This window comes from Pseudoalteromonas sp. TAE79 (genome assembly GCF_000498015.1).
Lineage (GTDB): Bacteria > Pseudomonadota > Gammaproteobacteria > Enterobacterales > Alteromonadaceae > Pseudoalteromonas.
This window is the reverse complement of record NZ_AUTL01000155.1, coordinates 20,231-37,999: the sequence shown is the minus strand read 5'-3', so window position 1 is coordinate 37,999 and position 17,769 is coordinate 20,231. Positions and strand designations below refer to the sequence as shown.

At 37.1% G+C, this 17,769-nt stretch carries 17 protein-coding genes; 11 read left to right on the top strand and 6 right to left on the bottom strand.

The window, feature by feature from the left end; all coding sequences use genetic code 11:
- The first annotated feature begins 209 nt into the window (after nucleotides 1–209).
- The 3 genes from istA (at nucleotide 210) to L655_RS0111740 (ending at nucleotide 5,472) form a co-directional block, all read left to right on the top strand.
- Nucleotides 210–1,754 (top strand): IS21 family transposase, encoded by a 1,545-nt coding sequence (gene istA / locus L655_RS0111750; protein WP_024600838.1) that lies wholly within the window; start codon nucleotides 210–212, stop codon nucleotides 1,752–1,754.
- 14 nt (nucleotides 1,755–1,768) lie between these two features.
- Entirely contained in the window at nucleotides 1,769–2,524 is a 756-nt protein-coding gene (istB, locus tag L655_RS0111745; RefSeq protein WP_024603886.1) for an IS21-like element helper ATPase IstB, read from the top strand.
- Nucleotides 2,525–2,946: 422 nt separating this feature from the next.
- Nucleotides 2,947–5,472: a phosphoadenosine phosphosulfate reductase family protein gene (locus tag L655_RS0111740; RefSeq protein ID WP_024605130.1), complete on the top strand. Its 2,526-nt coding sequence runs from the start codon at nucleotides 2,947–2,949 to the stop codon at nucleotides 5,470–5,472.
- A 55-nt stretch (nucleotides 5,473–5,527) separates the two neighbouring features.
- Here the strand turns inward: L655_RS0111740 and lepB are convergent, their stop codons facing one another.
- Together lepB and L655_RS0111730 are read right to left on the bottom strand one after the other, a co-directional pair.
- Nucleotides 5,528–6,244 (bottom strand): signal peptidase I, encoded by a 717-nt coding sequence (lepB, locus tag L655_RS0111735; RefSeq protein WP_024605129.1) that lies wholly within the window; start codon nucleotides 6,242–6,244, stop codon nucleotides 5,528–5,530.
- A gap of 285 nt (nucleotides 6,245–6,529) precedes the next feature.
- Nucleotides 6,530–6,778 (bottom strand): hypothetical protein, encoded by a 249-nt coding sequence (locus L655_RS0111730; RefSeq protein ID WP_024605128.1) that lies wholly within the window; start codon nucleotides 6,776–6,778, stop codon nucleotides 6,530–6,532.
- A 386-nt stretch (nucleotides 6,779–7,164) separates the two neighbouring features.
- On the opposite strand from L655_RS0111730, the gene L655_RS0111725 reads away from it, so the two are divergent.
- A complete protein-coding gene (locus L655_RS0111725; protein WP_024605127.1) occupies nucleotides 7,165–9,045 on the top strand; it encodes a BRCT domain-containing protein in 1,881 nt (626 codons plus the stop codon).
- Between the two features lie 122 nt (nucleotides 9,046–9,167).
- Here the strand turns inward: L655_RS0111725 and L655_RS0111720 are convergent, their stop codons facing one another.
- Both L655_RS0111720 and L655_RS0111715 read right to left on the bottom strand, forming a co-directional pair.
- On the bottom strand, nucleotides 9,168–9,404 hold the full coding sequence (locus L655_RS0111720) for a hypothetical protein (protein ID WP_024605126.1): 237 nt from the start codon (nucleotides 9,402–9,404) through the stop codon (nucleotides 9,168–9,170).
- Nucleotides 9,405–9,424: 20 nt separating this feature from the next.
- Nucleotides 9,425–9,889: a DUF6884 domain-containing protein gene (locus L655_RS0111715; protein WP_024605125.1), complete on the bottom strand. Its 465-nt coding sequence runs from the start codon at nucleotides 9,887–9,889 to the stop codon at nucleotides 9,425–9,427.
- Nucleotides 9,890–10,009: 120 nt separating this feature from the next.
- On the opposite strand from L655_RS0111715, the gene L655_RS0111710 reads away from it, so the two are divergent.
- The 6 genes from L655_RS0111710 to L655_RS0111675 all read left to right on the top strand — a co-directional run bounded on the left by L655_RS0111710 (nucleotide 10,010) and on the right by L655_RS0111675 (nucleotide 15,571).
- Nucleotides 10,010–10,390, top strand: coding sequence for a hypothetical protein (locus tag L655_RS0111710; protein WP_024605124.1), 381 nt, complete (start codon nucleotides 10,010–10,012; stop codon nucleotides 10,388–10,390).
- Nucleotides 10,391–10,744: 354 nt separating this feature from the next.
- Nucleotides 10,745–11,128, top strand: coding sequence for a WGR domain-containing protein (locus L655_RS0111705; protein WP_024605123.1), 384 nt, complete (start codon nucleotides 10,745–10,747; stop codon nucleotides 11,126–11,128).
- Nucleotides 11,129–11,428: 300 nt separating this feature from the next.
- Entirely contained in the window at nucleotides 11,429–12,064 is a 636-nt protein-coding gene (locus L655_RS0111700; protein ID WP_024605122.1) for a hypothetical protein, read from the top strand.
- Between the two features lie 153 nt (nucleotides 12,065–12,217).
- Nucleotides 12,218–12,556, top strand: coding sequence for a hypothetical protein (locus L655_RS0111690; protein WP_024605121.1), 339 nt, complete (start codon nucleotides 12,218–12,220; stop codon nucleotides 12,554–12,556).
- 702 nt (nucleotides 12,557–13,258) lie between these two features.
- The gene (locus L655_RS01000000125520; RefSeq protein ID WP_024605119.1) at nucleotides 13,259–13,921 is read left to right on the top strand and encodes an SAP domain-containing protein; all 663 of its coding nucleotides are present in this window, start codon (nucleotides 13,259–13,261) and stop codon (nucleotides 13,919–13,921) included.
- A gap of 393 nt (nucleotides 13,922–14,314) precedes the next feature.
- Nucleotides 14,315–15,571, top strand: a complete 1,257-nt coding sequence (locus tag L655_RS0111675; RefSeq protein ID WP_024605117.1) for an IS110 family transposase — start codon at nucleotides 14,315–14,317, stop codon at nucleotides 15,569–15,571.
- A gap of 51 nt (nucleotides 15,572–15,622) precedes the next feature.
- On the opposite strand, the gene L655_RS0111670 is transcribed toward L655_RS0111675, so the two are convergent.
- Both L655_RS0111670 and L655_RS0111665 read right to left on the bottom strand, forming a co-directional pair.
- Nucleotides 15,623–16,135: a hypothetical protein gene (locus L655_RS0111670; protein ID WP_024605116.1), complete on the bottom strand. Its 513-nt coding sequence runs from the start codon at nucleotides 16,133–16,135 to the stop codon at nucleotides 15,623–15,625.
- Between the two features lie 3 nt (nucleotides 16,136–16,138).
- The gene (locus L655_RS0111665; RefSeq protein ID WP_024605115.1) at nucleotides 16,139–16,723 is read right to left on the bottom strand and encodes an SHOCT domain-containing protein; all 585 of its coding nucleotides are present in this window, start codon (nucleotides 16,721–16,723) and stop codon (nucleotides 16,139–16,141) included.
- 243 nt (nucleotides 16,724–16,966) lie between these two features.
- Between L655_RS0111665 and L655_RS0111655 the strand changes: the two genes are divergently transcribed.
- Nucleotides 16,967–17,503 (top strand): antitoxin Xre/MbcA/ParS toxin-binding domain-containing protein, encoded by a 537-nt coding sequence (locus L655_RS0111655; protein WP_241764481.1) that lies wholly within the window; start codon nucleotides 16,967–16,969, stop codon nucleotides 17,501–17,503.
- Nucleotides 17,504–17,769: the final 266 nt, after the last annotated feature.

Genomic DNA, 17,769 nt, shown 5'->3' with positions numbered 1-17,769 from the left:
TGCATATTCCGGAGCATCGTGAACAGTGATTCCGGCCCATCGTGAACACCCGTTCTGGTTTTAGCGTGAACGCTCATTCCGGTTTTATCGTGAACACTTTTGACTGATTTTCCGGAATCGGTGTTCACACCAAACCAGTACAATTTCAACGCATTGATTATTAATTACTTTGTTAAGCTATTTCCTTTTTGTATTACTGAGGAAGGGATATGGCGACTAAGAGGATCACAATGCGTAAAATTCGAGAAGTGTTGAGGCTACATTTTGCTGCCCAACTCAGTGTCAGAAAAATAAGTGCCAGCACTAAGATCAGTGTCGGTGGTATTCAAAAACTACTCACTAAAGCCAGAGCTTTATCGTTAAGTTGGCCACTGCCCGACGAGCTTGATGATTCTGTGCTTGCTAGTCAGTTCTATCCTCGCGCCGACACTCGGCCATCCCAGCGATTTGAAGTGCCAGATTGGCCAGCCATTCGAAAAGAATTAACGGGCAAAGGCGTCACCAAGAACTTACTCTGGGAAGAATATACTCAGCAATATCCGAATCGTTGTTACAGCTATTCTCAGTTCTGCGATCGCTACATGACCTGGCTTAAAAAGCAAAAACGTTCGATGCGACAAGTGCATAAAGCAGGAGAAAAACTCTTTGTCGATTATGCGGGTCAAACGATGCCCATTGTTTGTAATGCGACGGGTGAAGTGAAGTTCGCCCAGATATTCGTGGCGGTGATGGGCGCATCAAATTATACATTTTGTGAAGCAACCTGGAGCCAAAGTCTACCCGACTGGATCGGCAGTCACGTGCGAGCATTTGAATTTATCGGCGGTATACCTGACATGGTTATCCCCGATAATTTACGCAGTGGTGTCAGTAAAGCGTGTCGCTACGACCCTGATGTTAACCCGAGTTATCAGCAATTGGCCGCGCATTATGGCACCGTGATTGTGCCTGCTCGTCCCAGAAAACCACAAGATAAAGCCAAGGCCGAAGTGGGCGTGCAAATCATTGAACGCTGGATACTCGCCAAGTTACGACACCAAACCTTTTTCTCATTAGCTGAGCTAAACCATTGCATCAAAGCCTTACTGCTTGAGGTCAATAATAAGCCCTTTAAGCAACTGAGTGGGACACGACAATCATGGTTCGAGTCAATCGACAAACCCGCCCTCGCGCCCATGCCCAAACTAGCTTATCAATTCACGGATATTAAACACGTCAAAGTGAATATTGATTATCACGTTCAGTATGATAACCATCTTTACTCGGTACCCCATCACTTGGTGGGTGAAAAGCTTGAACTTCATGCCAAAGACAACTTGATTGAGGCTTATTTCAAGCATAAACGCATCACCAGTCACCCGAGAAAATATCATCCGGGCATGACCACCACATCCGAGCACATGCCTGTAAAGCATGAGAAGCATCATAAATGGTCACCAGGGCGTTTAATGAATTGGGCGAAAGATATTGGAGATGACGTTTTGCTCTGGGTGAAAGCACAATTGGCACAGAAACAACATGAAGAACAAGCGTATCGTGTGTGCTTAGGCTTACTCAACCTATCAAGAAGCTATCCCGCCGATCGGCTCAATAACGCCTGTGCGATAGCCAATCAATACAGTTTATATCGGTTAAAACATATCAAAGACATACTCAGTAGCAACCAAGATAAATTGCCGCGAACGCAAGAAGAGCCGTCGACGTTATTGCCACAATCCCATGAAAATATCCGTGGTCCTAAAAGCTTCCATTAAGGTAAGGAAATTCTATGTTAGAACAAACGATAACTCAGCTTCGTCAACTCAAACTCAGTGGTATGGCCAACGCCTTAGTGAGCCAAATAGAACAACCAAGTACTTATGAAGGGTTGTCCTTCGATGAGCGACTACAACTGCTAGCAGACAGTGAAGCCCAAGACCGAGAGAGCCGAAAACAACAACGCTTACTTAAAGCGGCAAAACTTAAATTAGCCGCTAACGCCAGAGACATAGATTATCATCACCCGCGAGGTCTCAATCAATCGATGATGGCATCGCTACTGCAATGTGATTGGCTGAATAAATCACAAAACTTACTCATCACAGGCCCTTGCGGTAGCGGTAAAACCTATATCACTTGTGCGCTTGCGCATACAGGATGCATGAAAGGCTACAGCGTTAAATATTACCGACTCTCAAGGTTGATGCTTGCGCTGACACAAGCCAAAGCAGATGGCACTTACAGTCGAATGTTACAGTCACTCGCTAAGATCGACTTACTCGTTTTAGATGATTGGGGGCTTGAGCCACTTAAAGCGGCACAACGAAATGACTTAATGGAGATCATGGATGATAGGCACGGCAGTTCATCAACCGCCATCATCAGTCAATTACCCACCGAAGAATGGCATCAATCCATCGGCGATAATACCTTAGCCGATGCCATTTTAGATCGACTAATGCACAATGCTCATCGGATAAAATTAAAGGGGGAGTCTATGAGAAAAATTCAATCTAAAATTGACCATCGTGAACACTTAGGTTAAAAATGTCATGAACCCAATGCGTGGAATTTAAGTGTTCACGATAAAACCGGAATCGGTGTTCACCATCACCGGAATACGCAGCCCTAACAAAATTATTGTGCATCCAGAGTATTTAATGATTTGTATAGCCAGATCATTAATACCAAATTGCTGTGCCAAATCAGGTAAAAATACGATACTAAGAAATAATATAAATGAAAGGTATAAAACTCTTCGTGTGACTCTTACAGAGAGTGTATGTATGTAGTTAAGTAACTCTATTAACCTAAATTTCAAAGAATCATTATCTATATTATTCACGCTACCTACCTTTTAAATAACAAACAGCCTATCAGGCTATGTTAAGTATGATACCAGACTCTTGCGCGTTTAACGAAGTGCGTATAATAAGATTCATAATTTATTTTTATTGGTAAAATTTTATGAATGCAATTACAGAGAATAGTTTAATCCCCGTTCAACAGTTAGATAAGTGGGATACTTGGCCAATGGATCTTGAACAAGCTGAACTAGAAATCACCGATAAGGTAAAAACCTCGGTAGATGCGTTCTATACAATAATTGAGCGTGGCTTTACATGTAAAATTTTATTTTCAAATGGCAAAGACTCTAATTGTATTCTATCTTTATTCTTACTTGCTATGATGAGAGCTAAACGCAATAACATCCCAATGTCCCAGCATCACTTTTTAATAAATATAAACACAGGAATTGAGAACCCTGAAGTTCACATGATGACACAATCATCTTTAAGTAAATTGAACTCATTTATTAACACTAATAACATCCCATTGAAAACATACGTAGCAGAACCTAGCCTATCTTCTTCTTGGCCTTCTCGTGTGATTGGGGGGCGTGGAATTCCAACTTTCGTGACTAGTAAGTACAGGCAATGTAGCCACGAGCTAAAAATATCTGGTGCAAATAGAAAAGCGGCAGAGCATATAAAAACTATGCCTAAAAGCGAGAGAGAAAAAGTTGTACTCGTTCTAGGGTCAAGAGACTCGGAAAGCGTAATTAGATCAAAGAACATCGATAAATTTGGTGGTCATGAACATATTGTTGTCGAAACTGAGAAGAATAAAACACTATATCCAATAAAATCTTGGTTATCGACAGATGTATGGGAATTTTTAACATACAGCGGTCAGAAAAAAATGTCAATTATCCCAAGTTTTAGAGAGGATAATTACAAGCTTGTAGATCTCTATCGTGATTCAGGCGGTAGTGAGTGTGTGATTTTCCAGCCTGACGACCAAGATGCAGCACCCTCTCAGAGTGCATGTGGCTCACGACACGGCTGCTCCTTTTGTCTTGCTGCTGGCTCTGACAAAAGCATGACTTCTCTATTGAAATCGAACCCTGAACGTTACAGCTATATGGAAGGGCTAAATAGAGTCCAAAGGTTTTTAGACTTAACTCGAAACGACTGGAGTTTAAGGCACCCAGTTGGTAGAACTATCTATGAGGCCGGTTACATAAAAATTCAGCCTGATGTTTACTCACCAAAAATGCTACGAAAGTTGCTTCACGCTATAATTAGCTACGATTACCTAGAGCAAAAGAGAGCTTCTGAGCTAGCTGCAAAAATAAATTCTGGAGAGCTAGAAGCCAATGAGCATAATTTGGAGTTTTCGAAACCACAATTTCAAATTATTGATGAGCGTCAATTACTAGCAATAGAATTTCTATGGTCACTGCATCACTTCCAGAAATTGCCGTTTGAAGCAATTGATATTTGGCATAGTGTTTACACTCGAAATGAGCTTGAGTTACTTAACGAAGTTGAAATAATGGAGGCAACGCCAAAAACCCCTCAACCTAAGCCGCTATGGTTAAAAGTTGGAAGTTGGAGTGATGGTTCGGAAATGGATGGTATTTCTGATTTTTGGACCGAGTTTACCTACTTCGAAAGTGATTCGGGTATAACTCACCGTACTATATCTACAGACAGCGGAGAAAGGCGTGTAGTTGATTTTAATGAAGCCTCTTTGTTTGATATAGACTTAGAAACAGCTAAAACTATTGTTTGGGACGAGTACGAAAATCTAAGCAACGATAAGCGCACAGGTTTCCATAAACCGTATTTTTCAGCATCTTACCTTCTTCGATTTGGCGCGGTAGAAATCGGTAAAGGTCAGGCCGCTAGGTATCATGTTATGGCACAACGAGGGCAGGCCTACCACCGGTTAGGTTTAACGGGTGATGTAACAATGGAATCTATTGCCGCAGATGAAGGTTTAAAGCATTTAATAATTAATAACAGTGAATATAAAGTAATTGCAAAACAAGAGGCTGAAATTAAGGCACAGAAGCTCTCAATTGAAACTGCAATTCAGGAAAAGAAATCTAAAATAGTCGCTAAAAGAAAAGCGTGGATAAAAGCAAATAAAGCTAAAGCTAAAATTCATAAGCAATATAAGTCTGAATTAGAAATGCAACGCAAGTATATTAATCAATTCCAAACTCTATTTATTATTGCGGCAAACATTCATGCTCAGTATAAAAATATGAACCGAGCAAATGAGGATGTAAAAAGTATCATTAAGGTACTGATGAACCTAAAAACTGAAATACAACAGCTTCGAACTAAAATGACTGTGAAATCAATTAGGAAAGCCAATGAATTTCAGTTGTACATGAACAAAGAGTTTTTAGGCATTCTAAAATCCGGTGACTTTAGCAACTTTGAGTCTGATCACCTTAAACGCTATGCACAACAAGCACCAATAGAATTAGAAAAGGAACTGGCTATAGCAATTAAAGGCTTAACGCAGCTACTAAGTGGGGAAATAGCATTAAAATCACTTACACGGCTGCCTGTTATTCAAACGAAAAACTCATCTTCTTGGATGAAGTCATCAATCAACGGAGCTATTACAAGTGTCCAAAATAAAATCAGGGCCTCTAAAGGTAATAGAGAAGGGCAATTAGAGCTATTTGCTTAATGTGATAGCCTGCTTTATGTTAAAGGCAGGCTATTTTTATATTTATCTGTGTAGTTTATTGCAAAGTATAAATAACTTTTCCAACAAGGTTTTCTTCAGGCACAAAACCCCAAAATCGACTATCTTGGCTATTTTCTCTGTTGTCGCCCAACATGAAGTACTGACCTTCGGGTATAACCCACTCCCCTTTTTCTCTATTTTTTTGGTCAAAATAACTATCTATTTTTAATGTAATTTCTTCCTGGACTTTAGCGTTAATTTCCTGAGATACATCTTGGTTTAAACTGGATCTTACTGCTAAACGTCCATTTTTGTATTCAACTAAATCCCCCGGCAAGCCAACTACTCGCTTTATATAGTTTATGCCTGGATTATCGGGTAAACGGAAAACAACTACATCTCCCCTTTTTGGCTTACCCAGTACCAAAAGTTGTTTATGGAATAGAGGCTCATGCAAACCGTAGCTAAGCTTTTCAATTATAACTTTATCCCCTGATTTAAATGTTGGAAGCATAGATTCTGTCGGGATATTATATGGTTCAAGCACAAAGGATCTTATAACCACTACGGGTAGAAGTACATATAACGCCACATAGCATAATTTAACAGCTTTTGGTGGTGAATTTACAAGCAACGCACTTCTGTTGTTAGCAGTTTCAAAACGCTTAGATACTTTTATTCGATTGGGTTTCAAATGAAGCTGGTCAAAAGTACAGACAAACAATGCAACCATGGTCAGTGATATAATTAATAGATTAAATAAATTTACCATTTTAAACCTTAAATATTGAACACGTAAGCATTCTAACAGTTAGGCAACAACGCTACTAATTTTATATTTTCACCAACCGGTAACTGAGCCTACAAATTATTTATTTGAGTTAAATCGAACAACTTCTTGCACTATCAACTAAAAGCGTTTAATATTTATTTGTCTTAAAGATAATTTTATGTTTTTCCTATCCCAGTAAATAGTTAAATATGCAACCCTTATAAAACCCCAGCATTTGCTGGGTTTTTTTTTGCAAAACTGGTAGAAAATTACGTAAGACTTTATTTAAAAATCCGCACTTTCTTTTGCAATTATACATTCCTTGATAAAATCGTTATCACAAGCCTTTAACTGCTTTTTTTCTTTATTCCACTTTTTTTTGAATGATGAATAGCAACGCTTCCCTAGCCAATCTTCTCCTGTAATTATTGAACGATCAACTGGGGATTCAATTAGTACATCCAATGGATTTATTAAGATACCATCTAATTTTTGTTCTGCTTTCTTTTTAACTAACTCTAGATCCATTGCCATATCTACTCCTATTTTTTGTTTATAAATATCTATTTATAGTAAGCTTACTTTCATCTGGTAATCCATTCACTACATCAACATTACCTGTTTGCCCTGCTCTTACTATAAGTAATAATTGCATCTCTGACTTATCCCACCTGTTGGCCAGTTCATCAAACTACCAACTATTCAGATAAGCTACTTTTCGATACTAAATTTTATTATTACCTGACATTGTTAAATTCTACATCAGAAACATACTGATATAAATTTCTAGTATTTTTTACTACAAGTTATTCTTCTTTTTTAAAATCACGTTGAATATACACATTTGACGACTTGCGCGTTTTTAAGAGTCGTTGAAGATAAGGGTAGTTATATAAACCACCTGTGGAGATAAACGTTTAATGAAACAATTATTAGGTAAACCAGTACAAGAGCTTTCAACTAAAGAGTTGAGTGATTTATGTTTTTTTCTGAATGAAGAATATAGAAGTGGTACTCCACTAGTTTCAGATGAGCAATTTGATCTTATTTATTTAAAGGCGCTGTCTGTAAAAGCCCCTAACCACGTACTTTTGAAAAACCCACAACCAGAGCCTCTAACGGCTAAGAACCGTGTAAAACACCCAGAAGCGATGCTATCAACTCAAAAGGCTTACACAAAAGAAGAAGTGCAAAAATTCATAAGCAAATGCATAAAAGCTTGTCGGGACATTAATTTCAATCCTGACCTTTTAACTTTTAATGTTATGGGTAAACTCGATGGTATTGCTGGTAGGTTGTCTGCTGACAATAAAAACCTGTTTACAAGAGGTGACGGACAGTTTGGGAGCGATATTTCACACCTGTTAAATGCAGGGTTACAAGTTATCGGTGATAATGTTGAAGGGGCTGTAGGAGAGGTAGTTGTCCCAATTTATTACTATAAATCTAAACTTGAAGAAGAGTTTTCACATCCAAGAAATTTTATTTCGGGTGTCGCAAGTGCTGATAATTACAATCCTTACTCACAAATGGCTTTGGATGATGGCGCAATACATTTAGTCCTATACAAAGATATGCCAAAGTTTGAAGTGAACCTATCCGACCTACTTGAAAGACTGGATGGAATTGTAAAGAATATTCAAGAAAACTCACCATACGCCTTAGATGGTACTATCATTGAAATTGGTTGTGACAAAAAATTTCAGCCGTTAAAGCAATATATGGGCGCTAATTCACATCACCATAACTGGATGCTAGCACTTAAATCTATTGGTGAAGAAGCGATAACAACTATAAAAAATATTACTTGGCAAGTTGGCAGATCTGGTCGGGTTAGTCCAGTAATGAACATTGAAAAAGTTCATATAAGTGGTGCTGTAATATCAAAAGTTACAGGGAATCACGCTGCTTATGTTTTAAACCACAAATTAGGCGCTGGTGGAGAAATTCGTATAACAAGAAGTGGTGAAATAGTACCCCTACATTTGGAGACGATCAAACCTGGTGTTGTAGAAATACCGCAAGAATGCCCCAGCTGTTTAGGTTCATTGAAATGGAAAGCTAATACATTTGGTGTTGATACGTTCTTGATGTGTGAAAGTGATAATTGTTCATCACAGTCAGTCAATAAAATTGTCCATTTCTTTAAAACTATCCAGTGTGATCTCTTTGGAACAAAGAGTGTTGAAAAGCTTGCGGCAAAAAAATATACGCTTATTGAGCAAATATTTATGATGAATGAAGAAGCATTTGAAGCTGTGGGTTTTGGTTCTACACAATCAAAGAACTTTGTAGCTGAATTAAATAGAGTTGTTAGAGAGCCTTTGCGTGATAATTTGCTTTTAGCAGCTTTAGGTATTTCAAAGCTCGGTCGAAGCGACAGCGAAAAACTACTGAAGCATTACAAAATTAATGAATTAAAATCGGTCACACCAGCTAAATTACAAATGCTTAAAGGTTTTGGTGAAAGTAAATCAGAAACTATTTGTAAGGGTTTAGCAGAACAGTACAAAACATTAAATTTTCTTTTGAATAGAAATTTTAATTTAAAACACACACAAAGCGAGATTTCTGGCGAGGGTCTATCTGGTTTATCAATAGTGTTCACTGGATCAATGACCGGCTCGCGGGCTGATATGAAAATTGATGCAAAAGCTAAAGGCGCAAAAGTTCAATCAACTGTGAATAGTAAAACAAGCTATCTATGTTGTGGATCTAACGTAGGTAAAACTAAAATAGATACTGCCAACGAGCTTGGCGTTAAAATTATTAGCGAAGAAGATTATTGGAAGTTATGTTAACTAACTCTTGCTAGCAAAGTAGTGCACTAAGCCTATGTGTACGTTGGCTGCTAAAGTCAAAGTAGTCAACATACACATAGTTATCTAACTCTAATAACTCTAAATTTATAACTCGTAAGAGTCTAATTACTTAGTTTATCTATAATATAGCTTTTAAGATCTAAGTCATCACCTTCTTTATAAGTAGAAACAATATCACCTGCATAATTCAAAGAAATATATATAGGGTGCTTTATGCCACTTTTAAGAGTTAAAATGATGGATAAAGAAGTATTTAAATAGTTAACTTTTAAATAGTTAATCATTAAGTCAATGTCAGTGAAACACACATCATTTCCAAAATTTCTAATTTCTAGCAAGTCATACCTCCAATTAGAGTTTAATTAATTAAATTTAGATTATTCAATCTACGTGCTAAAAACCCGTTACTTAATAGATGTGTCAATGCATCACTTATAGAATCATCTTCACCAATAAGAATAAATGAATACTCCTGTGATATTTTCTCGCGCCATTCACTTATTGCTAGACCTCTTGGGCATTGTAAATGAAGCGCAGAAATAACTGTATTAGCCACAATATCAGGTTGTAGAGCGCGCTTCAGCCTCATTGATTTCTCGGCTTCCTGCAAACACTCCTTGTCGTATGGCGCTAACATTGTTTCTGGCCAAACCAAACCATGCATATCAGATAAAATTAGCCAATTGATCCCCATTCGCTCTGCAAGCAGTGCATTCTTTATAAATTGCTCTGATGAATATAACGATTTAGCTTCTAAAGCTGGGTAATCATTAACTTGCAACTCTGAGCCACTGAAAATGTATATTTTTTTTTGAAATTCCATATTTAAGATCGCTTCTGTACAAGATATATGGCAATAAAGATAAATAATTTAGGTACTAGAAAAGATAGTTCAAGTGCCATAAAATCAACTAACAAAGTGATAAATGGTTAAATTAAAAAAATGGAAATAATAAATTTCCCACTATCTTTACAAATACTAATTCCCTTTGAAAATCATATTTCAATTCGATTAATGTTTAATTCTGCTGAAATAATTAAAGGTAGTATAACGGAAAAACCAGTTCATACGCTAGAAATTGATGGCGTAAGACTAAGCATCATCCGTGTAAATGAGAAACCAGGGAACTGGGAGCGGTTTAATATCAAAGTAGAAGTAAAGAAGGGGGTTAAAGTAGCCTTTGACTTGAGCTTCATGGGTAATAAATTCAACGTCGATGCTGAAAACATACATGCAATACAAGCTGATGAAATATGCATAGATTTAAGCGGGCCAGTAGAGAAAACTATTTCAGTATGGATTGAGCCTTCATTCATAAATTAAATCACGCATCCATAAGAAAATAATGGCCTTAGGCATCTATAAGTATCAACTTACTTTCGTGTCACATCAACCCAATACCTGCAAAGGGCATTTCATAACGTTACCCTCCCCCCATTTAATTTGTGTCACCTCAACACAAAATCGGCTATCAAATCATTTCACCGTGCTTGTGTGTGTCATACAAACACAAGCATAGCGCTTTACATTGCTAGCGGAGTGCTCACTCGTGTCTTAGTAGCACATATAGCACTTAAATTTATCTGCAAAATATCACTTTCACCCTCTTGCGCGTTTCGATGTTCGTTTAATAATAGAACCAATATTAAACATTAGAACATTGAGTGCAGGTTCGTTATGAAAGATAAAATAGTGTGTGAATGGTATTTAGAGTGCATTGATAGTGCTGCCAATAAAAATAAGTTTTATGAAATCTTGATTTGGTTTCGTGACAACTCGTTTTACATATCTCGACGATTTGGCCGAATTGGTACGAATACCAAAGCTAAAGAAATTCATACTTTTAAAACCATTGAAGCTGCCCAAGCTAAAGCTCAAGAATTAGTATCTGGTAAACGCTTTAGCAAAAAAGATCAATACACTCTCGTTAAGCAAATTGATAACTCTAATGTCATGGATGCCCCTCAGATTACTACTAAACCTAAAGCAGATGTGAAGCAGGTTGTTAAACAGAAAAAAATTACAGACACGGATTTTTGGGGCGGATTAAGCCTCGCTTGAGTCCCCCTATTGTGCGTTTAAAGAATGAACCTAAAGTAAACTTAGATTGATTAGGAGAGAACAAATAATGATGATGAAAATACCTAGAAACGAAGCTTATAGCTTGCTACGTAAAGTTGATACCACACAGTCAGTTGAATCAAATAAAGTAGCNCAGGCCGACTTGTTGATCAGATCCAATCTTATGCAGATAATACTACTCAGTTAAGTGAATTAAATAAGCGATGTCGTGAAGCAGGGCTTCAGTTTTTCTTCGATGCAGGTCAGCGCATACAATTCAGAAAGTCGCAGGGGGTTTAGATGTACTTATTAAATATCCAAAGTATTTCAGAGCACTATGATTTTCATACGCTAAGTGTCCCATTTAGTGTAAATGAAACTTCTATTTCAGGCTTACCTTACACAAAAATTGGTATCGCTCGACGTAACAAGGTTAACCGTAAAACCGGCGTTAGAGCTCTAGGGTCATCTCGAAGTTACAATGTGGTTGAAGGTCTAACGGTAAGTACTAGAGCTGAAGCAGAAGAGGCTATTCTAAACCAACTTAATACTTCAGATGAGGAAATTCAAGCAGTTCTTGTCACACCTAAAGATCATGATAAATATTGGCTGTTATGCTCTGCAGTTCGTAACCCACTCGGTATGATTAAAAACATTAAAGAAAGCAGTGGTATTGAAGCTACACTAATTTTTATAGATACCTTAAACAAGAAGTTAACAAGTGATGACTTATCTTTCATTAAAACAAGATTGAAGGATTTGGGCTCATTGCAGCTATCTATTATGTCTAATGTAATAAGAATTAGAGTACCTGAAGTAGATGCTGAAATAATTAACCAAAGCCTCAAAAAGATTGGTGATATTGTGCTGAGTTTTAATAATGTTTTCGCTGATACAAAATATGTTGATACGAATGTTTTCGTCTCTTATTGCTGATTGTGAGTGGCGTTATGACCATTAAAAATGAAAACGAATGTGTCACTTCTACTCAGTGTTATTCTGATTGGGTTGAATCTTGTCGTCATGTATCCACCAGCACTATTGACGGTGGCATTCAAGCAAGAGTTAAAGAAAATGACGAGATTAATTATGATTGATAAAGTATTTATAGACGAGTTTGGTGCTGTCTGGTTTCGCCAAGAAAACCTTAATTTCTGGTTAAATAGGCCAACAGCTCATAATGCCAGTGCATCCCGGTTAGATTTAAGGGGTGAACCGCAATTATGTGGTACACCATTAAGAGGCGCTATCGTTTATAATAAAAGTGATTGCAAAAGTAAGCTAATTATTAATATTAAGCGCTGCACTACAGTTAATTTTATTTGGAATGAGCTGCCATTAAGCTTTAAAAAGCAAGTTGTGAAGATTAGTAGAAATATTGGAAGCAACAAAACTACTACGAGTTTAACACCTAACGTTATACAATAATGAGCAATACACAGTTTAAAGTAATTCTCATTATTAAGGTTACTCTCATTGAATAAACATAATTCGGTTATAGCCGTGGCATATAGCATTTTACTATTGCCACTACTCCTAATAAATTACATCCAATGGTTGATAATTATACCTGTTGCTGGATGCATTCTTTTGTCATTTATATTTAAGCGTCGCTTTGAAGGGTTGGCTTTGTCATACGCTCAGCACTTATTTACGACAGCAAGGTTGGTTTTGATGATTCTTACATCCGGCTTTGCAATGCTATTGCTTGCAATAGTAATTGAATATCAGGTAAATCTACCTCTTCCAGACTACGAATTAATTATAAACAATCCGGCTTTATTTATGACGATAAGTACTAACATGATTTATATTTTTAGCATGTTATGCGCAGGATGTTTAGCATATACATTATATCGTTTTTACTGTGTTCTTGTGGCAATGGCGCGAAGCAAACCAATATAATTAAAGGGGCTTAAGCCCCTAACTTTCGCTTTCAAACCTATTTCTGTTTGTGGAAGTCAAACACAGAGTATTAATATTTTCTTCATATGTATTAACTCCCACCAGCTTTAACATATAACCTTTCTCGTATTAAAACCTACAACCATCAAACACCTAAAATCCTCATATTGCGCGTTTTTAGTTTAATGTTTAAATGGACTTATATTAAGCAAATTGGTGAAGATTATGGGTCATGGTTTATATATAAGTGATGATGATTATGGCATAGAGCAAATGCCGTTAATTGATGAGTACCTTCGTAAAGAAGCACTTAACCAACCTATTGTGTCTAAACAGAGGTTATTTTTCTCAGATTATGATTTTGAAGTTGCAGAAGTTAACTCGACTCTCCCTTTTGACTTAAAACCCGCATATGACGCTAACGGTAAACCTAATTTTAAAAATAAAAAAGGTGAACTGATCCCTGGAGTTTACTCAAACTTAGAAAATGAGGTCTATCACTCTTTAGATGCTATAAGTTCATCTAAAATCAAAAAATATGCGAAGTCCCCAGCCCATTATAAGCGTGCCTATGTTGATAAAATAAATAGAACCAGACTAACTAAACAGACTGAGAGAACGCTTGATGCTGGTACTTACGGCCATGAATTAGTACTAGAACCTGAAGGGTTCTATAAGCGTTATTTTAGACTATTAAACCCAGCCGATCACACTGATGGGTATTTGCATACAATAGATGAATTAAAACAAAGGTGTAAGGATTTAGGCCTAATAACGTCGGGTACTAAGAGTGCCTTGGTAGATCGAATCCTAATGGCAGAGCCTGCATGTAAAATTTTCGATGCTATGCAGTTACAACATATAACTAGAAATGCTGGTGTTGTTTGAAGTATAAGTTGACATAAGAACATACGTTTCTACTGGGCTACAGCGCCATAGGTGGAGTGTAACTTGGCATAAAATTGAAGTGTATAATGGCATAAAGTTACCAAATATAGGCTTTATGAGGTCAATCCCATAAAAATACTGCCAAGTTTAGTTGGCTGCTATGTGCCAACTATAGTCTTTGAACCTTAATAATCTATACTTTGAATTGTTGAGGTTATGTGCTCTTTACTTACGAATATTGTGCCATCATCATTTAATGATCACCGCTTTTCTTTCGAAGTATTGAGTTACTTTACTCAAAACGAATACTCAGGGCTTGCCTTACAAACGCTGTCTATATTTCTTTCGAAGAGTAAAGAATGCATAACAAATTTCAATAATCGGAGATTTGGCATGAATACTAAAAATGATAACTTTTCTGCATATGTTGGCCTTGATTGGGCTGATAAAAAACATGATATTTGTGTGCAGGTTAAAGACGAAGAGTCTCGGGCGTTCAGCGTAATTTCTCACTCACCTGAATCAATTCATGATTGGGTTGAGGGATTACATAAAAAAGTAAAAGGCAATATTGCTGTTGCAGTTGAGTTAAATAAAGGACCTATAGTATATGCCTTGCAAAAATATAGCTTTGTTACAGTTTATCCTATTCATGGATTAACCCTTGCTCGATACAGACAAGCTATGTTTCCTAGCGGTTCAAAAGATGATCCTTCAGACGCTGAATTAGCATTAGATATGATGCTCAATTATCCAAAGAAGATTACCCCCCTCAAACCAAGCAGCGAGAAAACAAGAGCATTAGCCCTCCTTGTCGAACAACGTCGATTACTTGTAGACGACAAACGTAGGCATGCGAACCGAATCATTAATGCTCTAAAGCAATATTATACACAGCCCTTAGAGTGGTTTTCACACAGAGATACAGAGCTATTTTGTAATTTTCTAATTAAATTCCCAAACTTAAATGAATTAAAACGCGTTAGAACAAATACAGTTGCCAAACTATTAAACTCCAGAGGAGGGCCCACTGTTAAGAAGACCCCAGAACGCATTGCATCTATAAAGGAGGCAATTCCTCTTACTAACGACGAATCTTTAATTATACCTTATCAAACGTTTGTCATGGCATTGGCCAAACAGATGTTGGTATTAATTAACAATATTCGAGAGTATGACTCACAAATAAACTCAATTTTTACCAGTATGGATGACGCCTCAATATTTGCTTCACTTCCCGGTACAGGCCCTTGCCTTGCTCCTAGGCTTTTAGCTGCTTTAGGGGAAGATAAATCTCGTTTTAGTAGCGCACAAGAAATACAAAACTATGCAGGCTTATCGCCAGTTACAGAGCGTAGTGGTCAAAAGAGCTGGGTACATTGGCGCTGGCAATGTTCTAAATTTGTCCGTCAGAGCTTTATAGAGTGGGCTTCCAAAAGCGTAGCGCAGTCTTATTGGGCGGGCATTTATTACGCACAGCAAAAAGCGAAAGGTAATTCACACCAATCGGCAATAAGAGCGTTGGCCTATAAATGGGTAAGGATCTTATTTAGGTGCTGGAAAACAGGGAAAGCTTATGATGAATCAAAATATTTAAAAGCACTAAAAGAGAAAGGTTCTCCTCTTTTAGTGGTAGAAAAAGCTTGTTGAATGCCTCAGGGCGTGAAGCGGACAGTCGTAACCATAGTCACTTGTTATATTTCAATTGTATCTGTCCATGAATAGATCTGAATACTTGCGCCAAATAGGAAGTAAATTTTCAAAATCCAATTTATTATTGGAGACTTGAACCGTTAAACCACCAAGGTTTTTCTTATCGTTAAGCACTTTGTTTTGGTTTTTCCAATGATTTTCAAGATGCTGGGGCTTCTTTGGAGTAGGATATCTTCCATCCCAAATAATATATTCTGATAGAACATTTAAAATTCCATTTTCTTCTTTGGACGTTGTGAAGTTTGCGGTTTTTGACAATGACACTAAGTCATGGGTAGCCCCGAAACTAACGCCTGCGCCTACACAATGCGCTTTGAAAAGAAGCTCTAAGGACATTCCCATTAACATTTTGTACGTTGACCAGCAGTTTATCTCTAACTCTCTTTCTTTTTGCATTGCTTTCCATAGAGTGCGAGCTGACACCAAAAGGTCATGTGATTTGTTATGCCAGTAAGCTGGTGTTTCTTGGCGTAGTTCGGATTGCTTGTTGTAAAGATCCATTTTTCAATTTCGCTTCAAAAGCTTAGTTCTAGCCTCGTTAAATTCCTCTTCAGAGATGTGACCATCTTCTTTGAGCTTCGCCCATTTTGTTAATTCATCTGCCACAGAGTATTGCTTTAACTTTTCTCCTTTGATTATGTCTACCTCTGACTGATTTGTTGATTCATTGCATGACTTTGGTTTTGTTGAAAATATTCCATTAACCTCTACCCATTCTCTGTGCCTATTCATGGGGGAGTAAAATAAAACCTGAACCACAATCAAATAAGCAAAAGCAATTCCAGCGAACATTAATGAAATAAAGAACTCATCATCGTAAAACCAGCTATCCTCCGCACTGAAATACTTATTGCCCCAATAAATCGAACTCAGAGCGCAACCAATGAGAGCTAACCATGCATAGCCCTTAAAATTTTTGACTGCAGTATCAATGCTGGAGAAGTCTTGATTCTTCTTCATCATATATATGCCAAAGCCCAAAAATATGGCAGGAATAATGCCGAAAAGAAACACTATCGAAGGGGCCATCAAAAGCGAAAAAATAAGCAGCTTACCTTGGTCGCCACTACTCATAGGTTGATTTTGCAATGTACACTCCTTTTGAAATATAATTTAATAGTGCGCTCGTCGCGCATATTTCTACCGACACCACGCTCATTTATCTACTTTATATAGTTTTAACAAATTACCTAAGGCATTACTATCACTAAGTTTTCTAAATTTTTTAGGTAAAGTTAAACGAATCAATATGCGCGCAGCGCTCATTTTCATGAATATATGCGCAAAAAGTAGTTTGACCAATCAATTAACGACTATATTTAGCCAATATCAATGATTGGTTATCGCTCTAATCCGACTATCAGCTGGATAACAGAAGTGCTATTATTAAATATAACTTTTCTTGGCTTTGAGGTATGTATGCCTAGTGATATTCAACCTAGTGCTAATCATAAATTTGTAGATATACTCAGCAATGGAAAAGTTAATTTAAGCTCAAACCCTTTAGATGAAATTGAATTAATTCAGCGTGGTTTAGATTTAAAGAGTGTTGAGAAGTTTAGGCTTCAGTTAGGTTGGGATATTCAATCCTTTGCTAAAGCAATTGGTACAAATATTAGAACTTTGGAACGTCATAAAAAAGAGTACACACGTTTAAATGCAACTTTGAGTGAAAATACCTTTGAGTTAGCTCATCTAGCATCAGCTTGTATTGATTACTTTGAAAATATTGAACGATGGAATAAATGGCTAAATACGTACTCCTTACAATTTAGCTCTAAAACACCTTTAACATTTGTAAATACAATTGCTGGTAGAAGGTTAATTAGGAACGTTATAAATAGCCTTAAATACGGTTATAACGCTTAAAAACACCCCAGCATTTGCTGGGGTCTCTCTATTTAGCCTCTGCCTTTTCGGCAGTTAAAAGTCACAAGTTGTGGTTGTTTACTTCCTGGCCTAATTTCAGCTGCCTACTCGGCAGTTCACACTGGTCGCCCGAGTCTAATCGATTGCCTTAAATTTCCAGCTGCCTACTCGGCAGTTCACTATTAAAAATAGTTTAAATTTCTATAAATACCAAACTGTTAAACGAATTTAAATTATTTACCCTTATTTTTAATTAACCTGATAAC

Excerpts from the sequence above, each read along its gene's own strand:
- istA (WP_024600838.1), top strand. The coding sequence starts at position 210 with ATGGCGACTAAGAGGATCACAATGCGTAAAATTCGAGAAGTGTTGAGG.
- istB (WP_024603886.1), top strand. The coding sequence starts at position 1,769 with ATGTTAGAACAAACGATAACTCAGCTTCGTCAACTCAAACTCAGTGGT.
- L655_RS0111740 (WP_024605130.1), top strand. The coding sequence starts at position 2,947 with ATGAATGCAATTACAGAGAATAGTTTAATCCCCGTTCAACAGTTAGAT.
- lepB (WP_024605129.1), bottom strand. The coding sequence starts at position 6,244 with ATGGTAAATTTATTTAATCTATTAATTATATCACTGACCATGGTTGCA.
- L655_RS0111730 (WP_024605128.1), bottom strand. The coding sequence starts at position 6,778 with ATGGCAATGGATCTAGAGTTAGTTAAAAAGAAAGCAGAACAAAAATTA.
- L655_RS0111725 (WP_024605127.1), top strand. The coding sequence starts at position 7,165 with ATGAAACAATTATTAGGTAAACCAGTACAAGAGCTTTCAACTAAAGAG.
- L655_RS0111715 (WP_024605125.1), bottom strand. The coding sequence starts at position 9,889 with ATGGAATTTCAAAAAAAAATATACATTTTCAGTGGCTCAGAGTTGCAA.
- L655_RS0111710 (WP_024605124.1), top strand. The coding sequence starts at position 10,010 with ATGGAAATAATAAATTTCCCACTATCTTTACAAATACTAATTCCCTTT.
- L655_RS0111705 (WP_024605123.1), top strand. The coding sequence starts at position 10,745 with ATGAAAGATAAAATAGTGTGTGAATGGTATTTAGAGTGCATTGATAGT.
- L655_RS0111700 (WP_024605122.1), top strand. The coding sequence starts at position 11,429 with ATGTACTTATTAAATATCCAAAGTATTTCAGAGCACTATGATTTTCAT.
- L655_RS0111690 (WP_024605121.1), top strand. The coding sequence starts at position 12,218 with ATGATTGATAAAGTATTTATAGACGAGTTTGGTGCTGTCTGGTTTCGC.
- L655_RS01000000125520 (WP_024605119.1), top strand. The coding sequence starts at position 13,259 with ATGGGTCATGGTTTATATATAAGTGATGATGATTATGGCATAGAGCAA.
- L655_RS0111675 (WP_024605117.1), top strand. The coding sequence starts at position 14,315 with ATGAATACTAAAAATGATAACTTTTCTGCATATGTTGGCCTTGATTGG.
- L655_RS0111670 (WP_024605116.1), bottom strand. The coding sequence starts at position 16,135 with ATGGATCTTTACAACAAGCAATCCGAACTACGCCAAGAAACACCAGCT.
- L655_RS0111655 (WP_241764481.1), top strand. The coding sequence starts at position 16,967 with ATGATTGGTTATCGCTCTAATCCGACTATCAGCTGGATAACAGAAGTG.